Consider the following 18,108-nt stretch of genomic DNA (forward strand, 5'->3'; position numbering starts at 1 on the left):
TCAGCTCTCAGGCCTGGGTATTCTACGGACGCGGGCTAAAGCACCGCGCTACGTGTGAGGGCTGACACTATGAGCTTTTCTCCCAGTCGCGGGATTCGCGTTGGTAGATGATGCTGGCTTTGTGTTCGGCAGCGTCCTTTGTGAAGGACTCTGTTTTTGGATCCCAATGGATGGTCTCGCCGGAGCGGATGGCTATGTGTCCGAGGTGGAGTGTAGTGGCGAGACGATGACCGGCTTCGGCATTGTAGGAAGTCTGACCTCGGCTGATGACAGCGTCGATGAATTCCTTTTGCTCGCGATCGGGACGTGGCCAGTAGTCCGGGTGGTTGCCGAGTTCCTTGTTGCGGAAGAGATTCATGTCGCTGGCGGCGAGTTCACCGTTCCATTTCTTGCACTCGACCCAACCTTCGGTGCCTTCGATGCGGATAGAGATTCTTTTGGCGGTGTCACGAACGCGGATGGTCGCATCGTTGGAGTAACGGTAGAGAACATCGTAGCCGGATGGTGTATTGACGTAGGATGTATCCGGAAGCTGGTTGCTCGTGCCTAGAATCTCTGAGGGACCGATGTTCTCCATGCCGATGGCGATCTGGGCAGTGTCGCAAAGGTGGGAACCCCAGTCGGTAAGGCTGCCACCGGAGTAGTCGGTGTTTTGACGCCAGCGTTGGCGTTCAGTTATGCGAGGAGTGTGTTCAACCCAAGGGGCTGGGCCAAGCCAGAGATTCCAGTCGAGGTCGGCAGGGATTGGGCCGGGGGCTTCCTTGTCGTAGAGTGGTTTATAGGGCTGACAACATTCTACAGAGTGGATCTTTCCGATGGCTCCGGTGCGGGCGATGCCAGCGAGCATCCAGTACTTGATGAAGCTGCGGTCCTCGATTCCCCATTGGAAGACCTTGCCAAGTTTGGTGGCGTGTTCGACGAGATCGCGACCTTCGGTGATGGTAAGGCTTGGTTTTTCGCAGAAGACGTCCTTGCCAGCGTCGAGCGCCATCATGGACATAGGGACGTGCCAATGGTCGGGAGTGGAGATGACAACTGCGTCGATGTCTTTGCGAGAGATTATGTCGCGAAAATCTTGGTACACCTTGCAGTCTTGGTTTCCGTATTCTTTGTCGACCATGATTTTCGCTTCATGGGCAAGGCTTAGCTTGCAGTCGCAGACCGCGACTACTTGGGCTTTCGGATGTCGGAGCATACCTGCTAGGTTAGACTTCATGCCCTGCGGACCGAGGCCAATGACACCGAGTGTCACCTTCTTGGAAGGAGCGTTGGCTCCGAAAAGGGTGGAAGGTAGAATGGTCGGGGCAATCGCAGCGGCTGCGAGGCCGGCGGCGGAAGACTTGTTGATGAAAGTTCTGCGGTTCATGTGCTTAATGTATGAATTAATGATTTATGAGGTATGAAGCGGCGCTAGAGTTCGCGTATCCAGATGTTGCGGTAGGCGACAGGGCTGCCGTGGGCTTGGAAGACGATCGGTTGCTTGGCTGGATGAGCGACCCAGGGTCTGGCTTGCTTGTGTTTGGTAGGACCCAAAATTTCGGTGTCGTTTTGGATCAGAACGCCGTTGTGGAAGACGGTAATCCGAGCCGGGGAGGCGAGTTTCTCGCCGTCGAATACGGGGGCGGTGAAGACGATATCGAAACTCTGCCATTCGCCGGGCTTGCGGCAAACGTTTACGAGGGGAGGCGTTTGGCCGTATATGGCGCCGGCGGATCCGTCGGCGTAGATTTTGCAGGAGTAGGAATCGTAAACCTGCAGCTCGTAGCGCCGCATGATGTAGAGACCGCTGTTGCCGATGTCGCCCGGCTTGGGGGCCTTGGATGGATCCTCAGGCGTTTTCCACTCCACGTGCATCTGGAAGTCGCCGAAGTGACCTTTAGTGACGAGCCCTTTGTGAGTGGCGATAAGATTGCCATCTACGATCTTCCACTCGTTCTCTTGGAATTGGTCGAGAGAAGTGCCGTCGAAAATGACTTTAGCGTCGGAGTGCCGATGCTGCCGTCGTCCCCGGGGGGCTGTACCCGTGGTGGCTGAGGACGGTCTGGCTGGTGGACGGTGAACTCTGTGTCTCCGATTTTTGGGAGACCTTCGTAGCCTTTGAGCTTGTAGATTTGGAAGCCATCCTCCGCTTGCATTGAGGCAAACGGAAGGAGGCAGATTATAGCGATTAGGAATCTTTTCATACGTGGGGTTCGTGTGGCCCCAATCTAGCGGATCCCTCACGCTAGTGCCTCGAAATTCGTGCTTCCTGATCTCTAAAATCGTGCGATATGCGCGTAAGTTGTTGAACAATAGACTGTAGTGGTCGTTTTGATATTCCTCCCTAGGCTTGGTTATTTGTATCGTCGTTCACCTTTTTGTACTCAAGTGGTGTCTTGCCGGTTTGTTTTTTGAATACAGTGCTGAAGTAATTGGAGTCGTTGAAGCCTACGGCGAACGCTGTTTCGGTCACAGATTGGGTCCGCAGCAGTTGTTTCGCGTTTTGGATGCGCACTCCAGTGATATGCTGGTTTACCGTTTTGCCGGTCTCTAGCTTGAAACGACGCATGAAGTGGGAGCGGCTGACGTTCAGGTGTTCAGCGATCTGATCAACGGTGATGGCTTCTTTGAAGTGTTCAGCGATGTAGGATTTCGCATTTTCGACGATCGGACTGCTTGGTGTATCCGGGATAGAAGCGATCAGTTCGGAGAGGGCAACCGCCTCGTCGGTGACGATTCTACGGAGATCCTCTGGAGCCTGGGCTGCATCGGCGGCTTGGGATCGATCTCGGTTTCGCTTGAGGAGCTCCTCGGAGTCGCCACCGGCTTCGATTGTGGAGTCGGCGATTCGGCTAAGAATCTCGCGGACACGCATTTTGTAGATGTCGAGATTCCCTTCCGAGTGTCGCTCGAGATCGTCAAGGAGGCGCTCGACCTCAGGAGTGATTGATGGGCTTCCAGAACGGACAAGCATTTGCAGCTCGTCTTTCAGCATGCCGACTCGGCCAGTCATTTCACCGATGTCTCGAAACACTGCCCAAACCCAGATGATGGCGGTGAGAATCGAGCCGATATACATGTATTCGAGCTTCATCGGCTTGACGATGGCGATGGTAATGAGAATTCCGAAAATAAGAGAGCCACTCAGGTAGGCGATTAATTGGGGCTTACGTTCGGAGCGAAGCTCCGTGACGAGGAGTAGGGAGCAGGGAATGACAAGCAGGAGTATCGCTCCTAGTACTTGAAAGGTATGAGCGACGCTTAGTGAAACGGGGAGTCCGAGATCGCTTAGGAGTTTGCTGGATACGTATCGTTCATGAATGGCCGCGTCGACGCTGATACAGTAGAGAACGGCGATAAGCATGCCCAAGGCGTAGGAGTAGCGTAGCCAGGTCTTCCTATTTTTGATGCCAGATTGGATTGAGGCGGCAACCAGTAGGGAAGGGATTCCTATCCCGTAGAGAATGATGAACCGAATAAAGAGGGTGTCGTTGCCGTTTAAATACGAGGTATATGCCTGGATGGGACGGCCGATGAGGAAGATGACAAAGGAGCTTAGAAAGAGCGCATAGTAGGGGTAGACGTGGCTGATACGCTTCCTGACCAGGCTGAAGTACACTAGCACAAATAGGAAAATGAGTGCGGATAGCGATGGGGCCAGTAGGTGGGTGACTGTGTGGCTGAGCTGCTCTTCGGTGGGCAATTCGGACATATGAACTATGGGGAGTGAGGTTGATTGCGATTCTTGGCCTCAATCCAGCGGGACATGAATTCCGTAGAACGGTGATGGTGGTGGTTTAGGAGTTGGCCCACGAAGTTGCGTTTCCGGTTTTCTTCTCTGTTGGCTTGGGCTTTCTCGAGGATTTCGGGAAGCCTTGGTAGCCATTCGGATTCAGCGAAGCGTGTCTCTGCGATCTGGTAGCCGTTTGCCTGTGCTTGTGACCAGGCAATTTGATCTTGGTAAAGTCTGGATGCTTCGTTTGCGAATTGTAGGGGATCGTCGGATACTTGACTGCTCCAGTCGGTGTTGTTTCCCATGCCTTCGACTGCAATGGGGGTAGCGATACTGGGCGTGCCAGCGAGGAAGGCGTCGACGATTTTGCCTTTTAAGCCAGCTCCGAAGCGAAGTGGGGCGAGGTTCAGGCGGTAGCGGGAAAGGGTTTCTATGGCGTTTTTCGCTCTGCCGAGAACATGGAAGCCTTTTGACTCGTTGTGGAGTTGTTGCGCTTTGGGCGGCGGGTAGGAGCCGTAGACGTGGAGTTGGGCTTCTGGAAGTTTTTCGCGGATTTTAGGCCAGATGGCTTCGTTGCAGAAACGGACGGCGTCCCAGTTGGGCTCGTGGAGAAAGCTGCCGATCATCACGAAGTGTTCCCGCTCCGAGAACGTTGGGGAGTCCTGTTGTGGGCGAGGGAGGGCGAATGGCCAGTAGGCGATGCTGTTTTGAGGGACGTGAAAGTGTTTTGACAGGATCTCCATTTCCGTTTCGGAAATGATAAGTGATAGGTCGGAACGCAGGATGGCTGCGATTTCTCGGAGCGCTGTTTCGTTTTGCAGGTTTATTGGTTGCCCGGTTTTTAGGCTCTGGTGTCGAGCTTCGCGTAGACAGTGAAGATCGCTGGTATCGATTACGCGTAGAGCGTTGGGGCAGCTTTGAGCGACTCGCCAGCCGAATTGCTCTTCGGTCATGTATCGGTCGAAAATTACGATGTCAGGCCCTAGTGCTTGGACCCAGAGATCGAAGCTTGAGGAGTTGAGTTCGATTTCGTGAGTTTGAACTGGGAAGAGTTCAGAGAGCTGAGAACTGTAAGGGCTCGTCTGAGCGGAGCAGGCGAAGTGGAGTTCCCAATTGCGAGAGACCAGTGCACGAATGAGATCGTGGGTACGTGTGCCAGCGGCGGATGAAGTAGGCTCCGGCCAAATTTTTCCGACTATCAAAACTCTCATGTTTCGCTGAGTTCTTCGCTTTTTGGCAATCTAGTGACGAGCCTAAAGTTGTCGAATTATTGGGACCGCTTCGTCGGCGTTAAGGATCATTCCTAATCCACATTTAAGTATCTAAGGTTTTGATACGGTCCGAGACGCGGCCTCGTTCCAGTAGGCGGATCAGACGGAGCAGGATCCTGAGGCTAATCTTTGGAGGGCGGACTAAGCTGGAGGAGAAGTTTGCGACGGCTTGATCACGCTCAGCAATGAGTTTGAGTTGTTCGCTTCCGTTGCTGAGGCTTAGTTCGAGTGTTTGGGTCCAGGCTTTGTCTCTGGCGTAGCCGATACTGAATAGGCTGAGTTTCTCGTCGATGGGACCGAGTAGGCGGTCTATGAGTCCGAGAGGACGGAAGATGCGGGTGAGCCGTGTTTGGGTATCGTTGATCAGGTCGCTGAGAATCTTGTTGATGCTCATGAAATCGGACTTGCTGGCGAGCGGGTTCTCTCTAGTGGCTTGGGCCGCGGCAATACCGAGATCGAGGTTGATATGGGCGCTCATGCCGAGAAGAAGGTGCTGCAAAACGATTAGCTTGTTTGAGTCGGCTTGCTTGAACGCGACCTGCCAGGACTGTGTTGGGACTTTGTCTTCCTGAAAGGAGCGGTAGGCTTCTAGATATCGATTGGCGAAGATGATATCCAGTTTCTCCATACGCTCGTTATCCTCGAAACGATTTTCTTTAATCGCGTCTCGTACTTGGATGGTTACTCGTTTGTACAATGCGGCGAAGTAGCCTAGTGGGCTTGCTTGTTCGATGCTGTTTTTGACGATGGCATCTAGTTCTTCTATGACTGCGTCGATGGAATCAGGCATGTTTAAGTCGAGAGTTGGATAGAGCAAAGCACGTGAAGAAACTAGCTCTACACGTGCTTGGGGGCGACTGCAACAATGGTCGCTAGATTATGAACCTTCTCGATTTTTGTATGAATCGAGGAAGGTCTAGAAGTGGCTACCGACGTACGAGTGGTCCTACCATCTGTTACGTGGGCGAGAGCGATTTCGGCGGCTCGGAGCTGCAGGTTTCGCGGGAGCGGCTTCAGAATTGCTGCTCGTTTGTGGCTTGCGATTTTTGCGGGGACGCGAGGGCTTCGAATTCGCGGGACGTTGGCTGTTACGTTGCTGCTCGTCTTTGCCTTTCTTAGGTCTGGGCTTCGAACGATCGTGGCGCGCGGGTTGTTGCTTCGCCTTTTTCTTGGGCTTTTGTGGGTTGGTGATGCGTTTCGCTTCGTTGCCGATCTTGCCTTTAGGGCTGAGTTCAAGGAGCTTGATCTCGCGTTTTAGCAGTTTCTCGATCGCGACGAGATAGGCTTCTTCGTCGTTGGATACGAGGGAGATGGCCTTGCCTTTTTTGCCTGCTCGTCCGGTGCGTCCGATGCGGTGCACGTAGTCTTCAGGTATATTTGGTAGTTCGAAGTTAACTACATGTGGAAGGTCCGCGATGTCGATGCCGCGGGCGGCAATATCGGTGGCGACGAGGACGCGGATGTAGTTGGTTTTGAAGTCTTCGAGGGCGCGTTCGCGAGCGGATTGGCTCTTGTTGCCGTGGATAGCGGAGGCTGTGATGCCGTCGGACTCGAGTTGCTTGGCGAGGCGGTTTGCTCCGTGTTTGGTGCGAGTGAATACAAGGACTTGCTGCCAGTCGCCGTCTTGAATGAGGGCGGAGAGGGCGGTGCGCTTGTTCTTTTGACCGATTGAGTAGGCCTCTTGGGCGATCTGGTCTGCGGTGGAGTTGCGTGGGGCGACTTCCACCTCGACTGGATTTCGCAGAATCGTGTCGGCGAGCTTTTTTACTTCTTTGGCGTAGGTGGCGGAGAAGAAGAGGTTTTGGCGTTCTTTGGGGAGAAGTTTAAGAACCTTCTTAATGTCGTGGATGAAGCCCATATCCAACATGCGATCGGCTTCGTCGAGGACGAGAGTTTCGATGGCTCCGAGATTGGCCTCGCGGCGTTCGCAGAGGTCGAGCAGGCGTCCTGGGGTGGCGACGATGATGTCGACTCCACGGCGGAGCTTGGTTATCTGCGGATTGATGTTTACGCCACCGAAGAAGCAGGCCGAGTGGAGCCGTAGTTCGGAACCGTAGTCGATGATGCTCTGATGAACCTGAGCTGCGAGTTCGCGGGTCGGCGCGAGAACCAGGGCGCGTGGCCGCTTGTTTTTGAACTGCGACTGGGAGAGCCTGTGCAATAGGGGGAGGCTGAAGGCGGCGGTTTTACCGGTTCCGGTTTGAGCGCCTCCTAGGACGTCTTTCCCTTCGAGGATGGCGGGAATGGCTTTGGCCTGGATGGGTGATGGTTCCGTGTAGCCTTTGGCGGCGACAGCATCAGTGATTTCCGGACGTAGTCCGAGTTGGTCGAATGGCATTTGGTGTGCGTTGGAAGCGGTCGCGGCCACACGCGTTTTCGCGTTGGCTCCGATCTGACGACTGCTTTGCCCGATTGGGCGCTGTTGAGTTCGCGGCGTCAGAAGTTGTTTTCTGTCGATGCGATGCGATTGCCGATCAGAGGGCGAACCGCTTCATGGAAGGGGCGGATTGGTAGCGCAAAGCGCGGCGTTCGCCTAGGAAAAAGTGAACAAGCCTCAAAGGGCGAGGACGACCTCTTCTTCCTCTTCGCTCGTTTCTTCGATCTGTTCTCGAAGGGATTTGAGGGGAGGCAGAGAGCTGCGCTCGCTGTTCGCGCGTCTCTCTGCGTGCTCCTCTTCGATCGATGCGTTAACGCAGTTTGCGAGCTGCTTGAGGAGCTTGCTCTTGCTAACGGGCTTGGGGAGGGCTCGGTAACGTTTGCCGTTCAGTTGGAAGAAGTACTTCTTGGATCGATCTTTTTTGGAAAGGATCCCAGTCAGGAAAATGTACTTGGTGAAGCGGCAGTCTTTGTTGCTCTCGAGCTCCTCGAGGATTTTGTGCCCCTTCATATCAGGTAGCATGATGTCTATCACCATGGCTCGCGGGGCGTTCATTTCAGCGAAATGAAGGGCATCGCGACCTTCTTCGCATTCTATTACGTCGTATCCGTCTTGTTCTAGGATACGGCTAAGGAGTTTGCGGGAGGTACGATCGTCTTCGACGACGAGGATGCGGTGTTTGGAGCGTGATGAACTCATGGCAAGGCGGATTTCGGGCTCTTTGGGGATCGACCCTAGGGGGCTCTTCTTGACCTTGTATGCGTAGAATACACCGGTTTTTTCCGGAAAAGTGGATTTTTCCGGAAAAGAACTAGTGTGAATACGTACTTGTGGGCTGAGGTGTGCCCCGTCAGCTCGCTTTAGGGGCCCAGCGTCGTTCGCGTTGCTTTACCTTTACAGGTTCGGTCTCGACGATGCAGCCGACAACGGCGGGATTTTTTCTGAGTTCGCTCCACTCTTTGGTGTTTACTCTCCAGCTCAAGGATTTTGCGGTCTGGCCGGAAGTGATGCAGCTGTCGGTGATGCGGAAGGCGATGGAGTTTCCGGTGGAGCCTCTGCTGTTGTCGAGGGCCGCCCGGAATTTGTAGAGGAAGTCGTCTGTGTCCTTGTCCGGGTCGAGCACCCAAGTGATGTGTTTGATCTGACCGGGGAGGAAGGAGGGGAGCGGATGGACTTCGAGAACGTTGAGCCGGACTTCGCCGTCGCGTCTGATGACGGTGCCTTTGATGACGATGAGGGCGTCGTTTTCCAGGTTGTGGCCGTATTCCTCGAATGCGTCCGCGTAGCAATTGACGGTGAGCGAGGTTTTGCGGGTTCCCAAGTTGAAGAAGGCCCAGGGGCGGTTGTCGCGGCGGGAGAGTTTTTTGACTACGCCACCAGCGACGCCGCAGGCTTGGAACTCAACTTTGTCACCGAGTTCGTCGACTTTCTCCAAGTCGAAGTTAGTGAGCGCCTCAGCAAGGCCTTTGTATTCATCGAGTGGATGCCCGGATACGTAGAAGCCGAGGAGCTCCTTTTCGTATTGGAGCATTTCCGGCTTGGTGAACTGTTTGCGAGGATCCCACTGTTTGACGGCAGGGCGATCGGAGCCGCCTTTAGCGGGGGCAGGTTCCTCGGCGAGCATGTCGAAGAACGAGTTTTGTCCGGCTTCCCGGTCTCTCTGTTGTTCGGCCGCCTGGCTCATGGCACCTTCGAGTCGGTCGAAAAGGCAACCACGAGGCTCTCCGGTGAAGTCGAAGGCTCCGGTTTTGATCAAGCACTCGAGTACGCGACGATTGACGGATTTTGTATCCACACGCTCGAGCAACTCGTCTAGACCCTCGTAGGGACCATTCTCTTCGCGTTCCGCGATGATGGTTTTGGCAGCGGCGTCGCCCACGCCCTTGACCGCACCCATACCGAAGAGGATGGAGCCGAGATGTTCGTCTCCTTCCTCTGCATCGAGAACTGGGGTGAACATTTCGTTGGACTTGTTGATGTCCGGGCTGAGGACACGAATGCCCATGCTATTGGCTTCATCGATGAAATGGGAAACCTTGTCCGCGTTGCCAAGCTCCGCGGATAGAAGGGCCGCCATGAACTCAACCGGGTAGTTCGCTTTGAGGAAGGCGGTACGATACGAAAGCATCGCATAAGCTGCGGAGTGGGACTTGTTGAAACCGTACTGGGCGAATTTCTCCAGGATAGCGAAGATGCTAAGAGCTTCCTTTTCCTTGATGCCGTGAGTCGCTTCAGCTCCGTCGACGAAGATCTGCTTTTGGGCCTCCATAACGGAAGCGATCTTCTTACCCATCGCACGGCGAAGCATGTCCGCACCGCCAAGTGTATAGCCCGCGATGATACGAGCTGATTCCATAACCTGCTCCTGATAGACAAGGACGCCATAGGTCTCGGATACGAGTTCCTTGAGTAGTGGGTGAGGAATCTGGATCTTCTTCGGGTCGCGCTTACCTTCGATGAACTGTGGAATGAACTGCATCGGCCCTGGTCGATACAGGGCGATCAACGCGATAATTTCCTCGAAGACAGACAAGCCGATCTGCTTGCAGAGGTTCTGCATGCCACCCGACTCTAGCTGGAACACGCCGACGGTGTTGCCGGCGTTGAGTAGGTCGTAGGTTTTCGGATCCTCGAGCGAAACCTTCTCGATGTCGAAATCGGGGAGATTCTGAGTTTGCTTGATGTTGTCCTGGGCGTCGGAGATGACGGTGAGCGTCTTGAGCCCGAGGAAGTCCATCTTGAGGAGACCGAGGTCCTCGGATGGTCCCTTTGGATACTGGGTGGTGAGGTCGCCTTCTTGTTTGGTGACCGGGACGAGGTTGTGGATGGGCTGGTCGCCGATGATGATACCACAGGCGTGCTTGCCGGTGTTGCGAACCATGCCTTCGATGACCTTGCCGTGTTCGACGATCTTCTTGGCGACGGGGTTGTGCTGGATCTCATTGCGCAGATCTGCGGACTTCTCCACGGAGTCGTCGAGCGAGATGTTGAGCTCGTCCGGGATCATCTTTGCGAGCTTGTCGGCTTCGGCGAACTGCAGGTCGTTTACACGAGCGAGGTCGCGGACGATCATCTTCGCCCCGAAGGTACCGAAGGTGATGATGTTGGCGACGGAGTCGTGGCCGTACTTGTCGCGTACGTAATTTACCACTACGTCACGACGACGCATACAGAAGTCGATATCGAAGTCAGGCGGGGAAACACGCTCGAGGTTGAGCATACGCTCGAAGAGAAGACCAAACCGGAGTGGGTCGATATCGGTAATCTTCAATACATAGGCGATGATACAGCCTGCACCCGATCCACGGCCTGGCCCGACGGGGATGTCTTGGCTACGTGCAAAATTGATGAAGTCCCAAACGATGAGGAAGTAGTCGACGAAGCCGGTTCCAGTGATGATGGCCAGCTGGAAGTCCATCTGTTGACAGACAAATTCAGCGAAATCTTCGCGTTGGCCTTCCTTGGGCACATAAGCGGAGCGGTTATCGTAGTCGACTCCGTAGCGCTCTTTGAGGCCTTGTTTACAAAGGTCTAGTAGTACGAAGCCGTTTTTCTTATGTCCGGCGCGTTCTTCTGGGGTGAGTTTGCAGACGGTGTCGTCGCCGTTCTGCTTGTTGACCTTCGTCTTTTCGAATTCGTAGATGTCGAGGACACGGTCGAAGGACGCGTGGTCATCTTTGTATCCAAGTTCTGGAGGACACTCGAAAATCGGGTAGTGGTCCTCGCCGAAGGTGATCTCCAGGTCGACCATATCCGCGACATGCACAGTGTTGTCGAGTGACTCCGGAACCTCTTTGAAGATCTCGTACATTTCCTGGCGGCTCTTGAGGTAGAACTCCTGGGAAGGGTACTTCATGCGATTCTCGTCATTGATGATCTTGCCAGTCTGGATACAGAGCAAGGCATCGTGGGGGAGGGCGTCCTCCTTGTAGACGTAGTGGGAGTCGTTGGCGCAGATGACCTTCAGGTCGAACTCCTTGGCGAGCTTGAGGAGGCCTGGGATTATACGGCGCTGTACCGGCATGCCGTGGTCCTGGATTTCGATAAAGTAGTTTTCCTTGCCGAAGATGTCGACGAAGTTGGCGGTGGCTTTGCGGGCGTTTTCTTCGTCACCGTAGATGAGGTACTGGGCGGCGACGCCATTGATGCAGCCGGAGAGGCCGATCAGGCCTTTGGAGTACTTGGCGAGGGTTTCGATATCGGCGCGCGGCTTGTAGTAGACCCCGTTTACGTGGGCGTCGGAGACGAGCTTACAGAGATTTTGGTAGCCCTCGAAATCTTTGGCGATGACACCTTTGTGGTGGATCTGGTACTTTGGAAAATCCTCCTTGGGTGGGATGTAATCTTCGGGGATGTCGCCAATATCGTCAGTTCGTTTGCGTTCGCGGCGAGGGCGTTCGGACTGCTTGTGGTCGTTGACGTAGTAGAGTTCGCAACCGATGAGCGGCTTGATGCCGGCCTTCTTGCAGGAACGGTAGAAGTCGATGGCGCCAAAGAGATTGCCATGGTCGGTCATGGCGAGGGCTGGCATGCCGAGTTCGACGCAGCGTTGTGCGGCGCGGGCTGGCTTGGCGCAGCCGTCTAGGAGGGAGTAGTGAGTGTGGTTGTGAAGATGGACAAAGGGGCCTTCTGCGGGATTCGACATAAGCGAGGAAGGAAAGCGGTGTTTACCGGATTTTCAAAGCAAAGAAATGCGGACTTGTTCACAAGGTTGCGCAGGGGTTATTCACCGCATTTGCAAGCTCTTGAGGATCTTGCTGTAACGGGAATTTGCTGTTGGTCCGAGCCCTTGATATGGGAAATAAGCAGCATGGGAGTCAATTTGACGAAACCAGCAAAAGCAGGTAGTTTGAAGGCCGTTCTTGAAGACACTTTTTGCGATCCTGTTCTTATTTAAAGGGAAGGAGCCAAAAATGGGTTGACGAGGAGGGGGAAAAGTCCCTTGTTGGGCGTCTTTCAATTTTTCCATCATGGCAATCGAAGTAAAAATCCGCAAAAACGAACCAGTAGAACGTGCACTCCGCCGTCTGAAGAAGAAGCTCGACCGCGAAGGCGTCATCAAGGACGTACGCGCTAACCGCTACTTCGAAAAGCCTTCGCAGACCAAGCGTCGCCAGAAGAAGGTAGCAGCGTTCAACAACATGATCCGCTGCAAGTACGACAACTAAGTCGATACTTACTCGTTAGAATTTCAAAAAGACTCTCCGAGCTAGGAGAGTCTTTTTTTGTGCCGTCTGATGTTGGAGGCGTGACGCGGCGGTCACGCCCTACCGTTTTTTCGTTCCTAGCGGAACATTAGGATGGGTACGTGGCAGTCGCGAGCCAAGGTGGCGGTTGTGCTGCCGATGAGTAGGCGTTTTGCTCGGGAGTGTCCGTAGGCGCCCATGGCGAGGAGATCGTAGTCGTGGTTTTCGACCTGATCGGTGATCACCTTGGCGGGCTCGCCGTCAAGGATTCGGGAAGTGGTGGTGAAGCCTGCTTGGGTCAGTTTTTCTGCCGCGTCTCTTACTTCGTTGCGGTGGCGATCGTCGTCGCGGCCGACTAGGAGGATGTCGATTTCGACGTCCTTAAGGAGGGAGTGGGTGGCGATGAAATCGAGGGCCTTGATCGCGCTAGGTCCGTGGTCGTAGGCGAGGAGGCAGCGTTTGACGGGTTTGAAGGCTCGGGCAGAAACCAGAACAGGGCACTTGGCGACGCGGAGCGTACGCTCGATGTTTGTGCCGAGGTGCTTCATGGCGATGGAGTGGTTTTGGCCTCGTTTGCCGATGACGATGAGGTCGACGTTGTCCTGGATGTCTTCGAGGACATCAACGAAGAGTCCGTGACGGAGCTCGGTATCGACGTTTTTGAAATCGCCTTCGGTGATATGGCGGTGGGCCTCGGCGAGGATGGCTTCGCCGCGAGCTTGGGCGAGGCGCGCGCGCTGACGATCAACGTCAACGAGCTCGTTCATCAAGCTGTCGTAGGCTTCAGGGCCGATGTTGCCTGAGAAGTCGGCGAGGGCGGCTTTTTCGCGGTGTGGGTTCAGGGTGTGTACAACGCGAAGTTGGGTGTCGAGCTGTTGGGCTGCCCAGAGGGCGTGGTCGTACACGCTTGCGGCGTAACGTGACCCGTCGGTGAAGCTGAGAACTGTTTTCATGCGAAAAGGAGTGGGATCGGTTTGTTTTTTGGGAAGGGATTAGTGGCCGCCTAGGTTTTTGTCCGCGCCTGGCTTGTCGTGTACGGCGAGTTTTCCGACTAGGGTAGCGCTTGCTTCGTTGAGGCCAAGGATTTCCACCTCGGTTCCTTCACGGCGGAATTTGAGCACGACCTTGTCGAGGGAGGCGACGGCTGAAAGATCCCAGAAGTGAGCTCGGCTGACGTCGATGGTGACCTTTTCGAGGACTTCGGAGAAGTCGAAGCTGTCCGAGAAGTTGGAGGCTGAGACGAAGAAGAGTTGTCCTTCGACGAAGTAGGTGCGTACGCGTGTATTGGGTTCTCGGGTACTGTGGACGCCGACGAGTTCGGCGATTTTATGGGCGAAGCGGAGGGTGCCGAGCAGGATTCCGACGAAGACGCCTAGGGCTAGATTGTGGGTGTAGACCACGACGCCGACGGTGGCGAGCATGACGAATGAGGTGAACTTCGGGTGGTGCTTAAGGTTGATGATCGAGCTCCAGCTGAAGGTACCGATGGAGACCATGATCATCACGGCCACGAGGGCGGCCATCGGGATGCGGCTGACCCAGTCGTCTAGAAGAAGGATAAGGATGAGGAGGAAGATGCCGGCCCAGAGAGTGGAAAGGCGTCCGCGGCCACCGGATTTTACGTTGATGACGGATTGGCCGATCATGGCGCAGCCAGCCATGCCGCTGAAGAAACCTGTGACGAGGTTGGCGATGCCTTGGCCGCGGCATTCGCGGTTCTTGTCGCTCTCGGAATCGGTTAACTCATCGACTATGGTGGAAGTCATGAGGGACTCGAGAAGTCCAACGACCGCTAGCGGAGCGGAGTAAGGCAGAATGATGAGGAGTGTCTCAAGGTTGAAAGGAACTTCGGGAATTAGGAATGGAGGGAAGGCGGAGGGAAGGTCGCCCATGTCTCCGACGGTGCGGAGGAAGTCCATGTCGAAGTAGAGGGCGAGACCTGTGAGCACGACGATACAGACGAGGGGTGAAGGGATGCTTTTGGTTAAAAGCGGAAGCAGGTAGATGATGCCTAAGCCGCCAGCTACCATGGCGTACATTCGCCAATCTTGTCCGGCAAACTCAGGGAGCTGGGCCATGAAGATGAGGATCGCCAGAGCGTTTACGAATCCGGTCATCACGGATTTGGAGACGAACTTTAAGGAGTCACCAAGTTTCAGTGCGCCGGCGACTATCTGTATTATCCCTGTGAGGACGGTGGCGGCAAAGAGGTATTGCAGACCGTGGTCCTTGACGAGGTCGATCATGAGAAGGGACATCGCTCCGGTGGCGGCGGAGATCATGCCTGGGCGTCCGCCTGCAAAAGCGGTGATGACCGCGATGCTGAAGGAGGCGTAAAGTCCGACCTTCGGGTCTACACCCGCGATGATGGAAAACGCGATCGCCTCAGGGATGAGGGCGAGGGCCACGACTGTGCCGGCGAGAAGGTCGCGCGGAGCGTTTGAGATCCAGTTTTCTCGGAATGAGTTTTTCATGGTGTAATTAATTGCTCGGACAACGGAATCCGTCTTCTTGCTCTCGAGAAGCAAGGCGGAAAGCCGCCTAGGGGTAGTAGTGGGAGCGATTGGGTCAATAATCTTCGCTTGAATTCCCAAAGCTTGATTGCGGTTCGCTCCCTTTTTTCAATACTAAGGCAAGGAATTGAAAAAACTTAGAAAAAAGCCCTTAGTGGATTTCACTTCAGGAATTACATTTGTCATAGCCCCAGAATCTCTCCAACTCTAGCTGCTTCATCCGTAATCTTTGAAAAAATTCGCTAGGGAATCGTATGGTTTCCTGCCTTTTTGTGTTATCCCACCAATGAACACGCTCTATATTGTCGACGGCCAAAAGGCGGTATGTCAGATGCTTGCTGAGAGTCTGTCATCCCGTGACTACATAGTTGCCGGTACTTCAGAAAAAATCACAGAAGCGATCGAGGAGATCGTAGAGGCCAAGCCGCATTTGGTCGTATTGGAAATGATTTTACCTGATGGGCAAGGCGCTAGCCTTATCGAGCGGGTGCGAGCAGCGCTTCCAGATACCCGGTTCCTAATCTTTTCCGACGACAAGGAAGGAGAGAACATCAAGGCGTGCTTGCAAGCGGGAGCTCATGGTTTCGTAGAGAAGTCGGTGGAGTTTGGGATGTTTCTCAAGGCGGTAAAAATGGTCGACGAAGGTGGTTGCTTCTTTGGATTCAACATCACCGAAGTGTTGCGTACCGTGGTATCCGCCAAGAAGAAAGTGGCGGCTCAGAAGGATAGTCTGACCGATCGTGAGCGCGAAGTGCTCTGCTTGATCGCGGAGGGGAATAGCAACAAGGAGATCGCCTCGAAGCTAAGTCTGAGCGTCAAGACAGTGGATAACCACCGCTGTAGCATGATGCGCAAGCTAGACGTGCACAACGTCGCAGCGATTACGCGCTACGCCGTCGAGCATCGTCTAGTAGCGGTTAAATTTGCGGATTGATCCTAGTCGTTTTGCTGCGCTTGGACCGCGGTGAGGGCGATGGTGTAGATGATATCGTCGACCAAGGCGCCTCTTGAGAGGTCGTTTACTGGTTTTCTGAGACCTTGCAGCATTGGACCGATCGATATGACGTTCGCGGAACGTTGCACGGCTTTGTAGGTGGTGTTGCCTGTATTCAGGTCAGGGAAGATGAATACGTTTGCCTTTCCTGCGACTGGACTGTCGGGAGCCTTGGTGCGGGCGACATCGGCGATCGCTGCCGCGTCGTACTGTAGTGGCCCATCGACTACGAGGTCAGGGCGGAGCTCCTTGACGAGGCGAGTCGCTTCGACCACTTTGTCGACGTCTGCTCCTGCTCCAGATCCCAAGGTACTGTAGCTGATCATGGCTACGAGGGGATCGATTCCAAACGCTTTCGCGGAATCGGCTGACTGGATCGCGATGTCGGCGAGTTGTTCCGCGTTCGGGTCTGGATTGATCGCGCAGTCACCGTAGACAAGTACCTGATCGGGCAGACACATGAAGAAGACGGACGAAGCGATTTTCGCTGTCGGCTTGGTCTTAATCAATTGCATAGCCGGACGAACGGTATTGGCCGAGGAGTGAACTGCGCCAGACACGAGGCCGTCGACTTCGTCATGGGCCAGCATCATGGTGCCGAGCATCACATGATCCTCCAAGTGGTCGCGAGCGATCTTCTCGGTCATGTTCTTGTGCTTACGCATCTCGACGAGAGAGGGGACGTAGCGCTCGCGAATGACATCGGGATTTACGATCTCGAGTCCAGTCGGGAGGGAGAGGCCCATGGCGTCCGCCTTCATCTGGATCGCGTAGGGGTTGCCGAGGAGAACACACTTGGCGATGCCGCGTTCGGTGCAATTGACGGCCGCTTGCATGGTGCGTGGTTCGTCACCCTCAGGGAGTACGATCCGCTTGGGTGTCTTTCGCGCGGAGCGCGTCAGCATGTGGCGGAATGCGGGAGGCGAGAGCTGCCGCTTCATTTCGGAAGAGAGCGTGCTGCGTATCCAATTGCTGTTGATATTGATCGCAACTGTTTCCATGGCCTGGTTGATGCGATCGTTGTCATCGGGGGCGATCTCCAGATTCATGTCGTAGAGGTCGCGGGCGGTTTCGAAGGAGGTCTTGCCTACGCGGAGGACTGGGAGCCCTCCTTTCCAAGCCATATTGCAAAGTTTGACGATGCGTTCATCCGGGCGCTGGTCGCTTGTGAGTACGAGACCTGCGAGACGTGTGCCATTGAGTGAAGCCATGCTGGCTGTCATTATAATGTCACTACGGTCTGAAGGTGTAACGAGCAGGTTGCCTGTTTTGAGAGTGTGCAACATGTTTGGAACGTTGCGGGCGCAGAGCTCGATATGGAAAACGCGGCGATTTGCCATATCTCCTTCGTTCAGAATCTCTGCTTGCATGAGGCGAGCGACATCTGAGACGCGAGGAGCGAGTAGCTTCTCGTCATGAGGGATCATGCCGATGAGCTCAAGGTCTTCGTTTTTGAAGACAGGGCAGTTCGCGATGATGAATTGCTTGAGAGGCTCGATGCCTATGCCGTCGAAGTTGATCGTTTCGCGGGCGGTTTCGATGTTCGCCTTGTTGATGACCACTCCTGCAACGCGTCCTTTGAAATCGGATACGGACAGTTCGATCTCTTTGTTGAAGCTGTCCAGGCTTCGGTTGCCGAGGGCGGAGACGAGGATTTGTTTCGATGAAAGGGTTTGGGCGAGCTTGGAGTTGAGTCGAGCCCCCATGGGGAAACGCTCTGTTTGCAGAAGGCCTTCGACGATGACTACGTCCGCGTTTGCGCTTGCTTCCTCGAAGCGCTGGATGATGTTTTCGAGGAGGAGCTCTAGGTGGTCCTCGCTGAGAAGCTTTTTGGCTTCCTCCATCGGTATCGGATCGGGAGGCGTGAGAGTCGTCACCGCTCGGATAAAGCTGGTGGAACGGTCTCCAGACTCGTCTGGCGTTACAGGCTGGGCGATCGGCTTGAAGAAGCTGACGCGGACACCTTGCCGCTCGAGGGCTCGTACGAGTCCGATGGATACGGTAGAGAGCCCTACTTTGGCTCCCGTCGGTACGGTTAAGAAAACGTGCTTCATT

At 54.7% G+C, this 18,108-nt stretch carries 14 protein-coding genes; 2 read left to right on the forward strand and 12 right to left on the reverse strand.

Going from position 1 to position 18,108, the window contains the following annotated elements:
* Positions 1 to 67 precede the first annotated feature (67 nt).
* The 9 genes from JIN87_RS14470 to dnaE all read right to left on the reverse strand — a co-directional run bounded on the left by JIN87_RS14470 (position 68) and on the right by dnaE (position 12,005).
* Positions 68 to 1,366, reverse strand: a complete 1,299-nt coding sequence (locus tag JIN87_RS14470; RefSeq protein WP_200356294.1) for a Gfo/Idh/MocA family protein — start codon at positions 1,364 to 1,366, stop codon at positions 68 to 70.
* Positions 1,367 to 1,410: 44 nt separating this feature from the next.
* Positions 1,411 to 1,971 carry a 3-keto-disaccharide hydrolase gene (locus JIN87_RS28810; RefSeq protein ID WP_325176390.1) on the reverse strand — a complete coding sequence of 187 codons (561 nt, stop codon included), beginning with the start codon at positions 1,969 to 1,971 and terminating at the stop codon, positions 1,411 to 1,413.
* Entirely contained in the window at positions 1,917 to 2,183 is a 267-nt protein-coding gene (locus JIN87_RS28815) for a hypothetical protein (RefSeq protein WP_325176391.1), read from the reverse strand. The genes JIN87_RS28810 and JIN87_RS28815 overlap by 55 nt, the downstream gene beginning before the upstream one ends.
* A 140-nt stretch (positions 2,184 to 2,323) precedes the next feature.
* Positions 2,324 to 3,691: a helix-turn-helix transcriptional regulator gene (locus JIN87_RS14480; RefSeq protein WP_200356296.1), complete on the reverse strand. Its 1,368-nt coding sequence runs from the start codon at positions 3,689 to 3,691 to the stop codon at positions 2,324 to 2,326.
* A gap of 5 nt (positions 3,692 to 3,696) precedes the next feature.
* Entirely contained in the window at positions 3,697 to 4,923 is a 1,227-nt protein-coding gene (locus JIN87_RS14485; RefSeq protein WP_200356297.1) for a glycosyltransferase family 4 protein, read from the reverse strand.
* Positions 4,924 to 5,026: 103 nt separating this feature from the next.
* Positions 5,027 to 5,773, reverse strand: coding sequence for a DUF5995 family protein (locus JIN87_RS14490; protein WP_200356298.1), 747 nt, complete (start codon positions 5,771 to 5,773; stop codon positions 5,027 to 5,029).
* Between the two features lie 156 nt (positions 5,774 to 5,929).
* Entirely contained in the window at positions 5,930 to 7,321 is a 1,392-nt protein-coding gene (locus JIN87_RS14495) for a DEAD/DEAH box helicase (protein ID WP_200356299.1), read from the reverse strand.
* A 216-nt stretch (positions 7,322 to 7,537) separates the two neighbouring features.
* Entirely contained in the window at positions 7,538 to 8,059 is a 522-nt protein-coding gene (locus tag JIN87_RS14500; RefSeq protein ID WP_200356300.1) for a response regulator, read from the reverse strand.
* A gap of 151 nt (positions 8,060 to 8,210) precedes the next feature.
* Positions 8,211 to 12,005, reverse strand: coding sequence for a DNA polymerase III subunit alpha (gene dnaE, locus JIN87_RS14505; RefSeq protein WP_200356301.1), 3,795 nt, complete (start codon positions 12,003 to 12,005; stop codon positions 8,211 to 8,213).
* Between the two features lie 325 nt (positions 12,006 to 12,330).
* Here dnaE and rpsU point away from each other — a divergent pair, with 325 nt between their 5' ends.
* Complete coding sequence (gene rpsU, locus JIN87_RS14510; protein WP_008103948.1) at positions 12,331 to 12,528, forward strand: 30S ribosomal protein S21; 198 nt, start codon at positions 12,331 to 12,333, stop codon at positions 12,526 to 12,528.
* Between the two features lie 116 nt (positions 12,529 to 12,644).
* Here rpsU and JIN87_RS14515 read toward each other — a convergent pair whose 3' ends face one another.
* Positions 12,645 to 13,499 (reverse strand): universal stress protein, encoded by an 855-nt coding sequence (locus tag JIN87_RS14515; RefSeq protein ID WP_200356302.1) that lies wholly within the window; start codon positions 13,497 to 13,499, stop codon positions 12,645 to 12,647.
* A 39-nt stretch (positions 13,500 to 13,538) separates the two neighbouring features.
* Complete coding sequence (locus tag JIN87_RS14520) at positions 13,539 to 15,020, reverse strand: SulP family inorganic anion transporter (RefSeq protein WP_200356303.1); 1,482 nt, start codon at positions 15,018 to 15,020, stop codon at positions 13,539 to 13,541.
* Between the two features lie 325 nt (positions 15,021 to 15,345).
* Here JIN87_RS14520 and JIN87_RS14525 point away from each other — a divergent pair, with 325 nt between their 5' ends.
* Complete coding sequence (locus JIN87_RS14525) at positions 15,346 to 15,993, forward strand: LuxR C-terminal-related transcriptional regulator (protein WP_200356304.1); 648 nt, start codon at positions 15,346 to 15,348, stop codon at positions 15,991 to 15,993.
* Positions 15,994 to 15,995: 2 nt separating this feature from the next.
* Here the strand turns inward: JIN87_RS14525 and pta are convergent, their stop codons facing one another.
* Positions 15,996 to 18,107, reverse strand: coding sequence for a phosphate acetyltransferase (pta, locus tag JIN87_RS14530; RefSeq protein WP_200356305.1), 2,112 nt, complete (start codon positions 18,105 to 18,107; stop codon positions 15,996 to 15,998).
* Position 18,108 lies beyond the last annotated feature (1 nt).

The sequence above is a fragment of the Pelagicoccus mobilis genome, assembly GCF_016595505.1.
Lineage (GTDB): Bacteria > Verrucomicrobiota > Verrucomicrobiia > Opitutales > Opitutaceae > Pelagicoccus > Pelagicoccus mobilis.

Excerpts from the sequence above, each read along its gene's own strand:
- JIN87_RS14470 (WP_200356294.1), bottom strand. The coding sequence starts at position 1,366 with ATGAACCGCAGAACTTTCATCAACAAGTCTTCCGCCGCCGGCCTCGCA.
- JIN87_RS28815 (WP_325176391.1), bottom strand. The coding sequence starts at position 2,183 with ATGAAAAGATTCCTAATCGCTATAATCTGCCTCCTTCCGTTTGCCTCA.
- JIN87_RS14480 (WP_200356296.1), bottom strand. The coding sequence starts at position 3,691 with ATGTCCGAATTGCCCACCGAAGAGCAGCTCAGCCACACAGTCACCCAC.
- JIN87_RS14485 (WP_200356297.1), bottom strand. The coding sequence starts at position 4,923 with ATGAGAGTTTTGATAGTCGGAAAAATTTGGCCGGAGCCTACTTCATCC.
- JIN87_RS14490 (WP_200356298.1), bottom strand. The coding sequence starts at position 5,773 with ATGCCTGATTCCATCGACGCAGTCATAGAAGAACTAGATGCCATCGTC.
- JIN87_RS14495 (WP_200356299.1), bottom strand. The coding sequence starts at position 7,321 with ATGCCATTCGACCAACTCGGACTACGTCCGGAAATCACTGATGCTGTC.
- JIN87_RS14500 (WP_200356300.1), bottom strand. The coding sequence starts at position 8,059 with ATGAGTTCATCACGCTCCAAACACCGCATCCTCGTCGTCGAAGACGAT.
- dnaE (WP_200356301.1), bottom strand. The coding sequence starts at position 12,005 with ATGTCGAATCCCGCAGAAGGCCCCTTTGTCCATCTTCACAACCACACT.
- rpsU (WP_008103948.1), top strand. The coding sequence starts at position 12,331 with ATGGCAATCGAAGTAAAAATCCGCAAAAACGAACCAGTAGAACGTGCA.
- JIN87_RS14515 (WP_200356302.1), bottom strand. The coding sequence starts at position 13,499 with ATGAAAACAGTTCTCAGCTTCACCGACGGGTCACGTTACGCCGCAAGC.
- JIN87_RS14520 (WP_200356303.1), bottom strand. The coding sequence starts at position 15,020 with ATGAAAAACTCATTCCGAGAAAACTGGATCTCAAACGCTCCGCGCGAC.
- JIN87_RS14525 (WP_200356304.1), top strand. The coding sequence starts at position 15,346 with ATGAACACGCTCTATATTGTCGACGGCCAAAAGGCGGTATGTCAGATG.
- pta (WP_200356305.1), bottom strand. The coding sequence starts at position 18,107 with ATGAAGCACGTTTTCTTAACCGTACCGACGGGAGCCAAAGTAGGGCTC.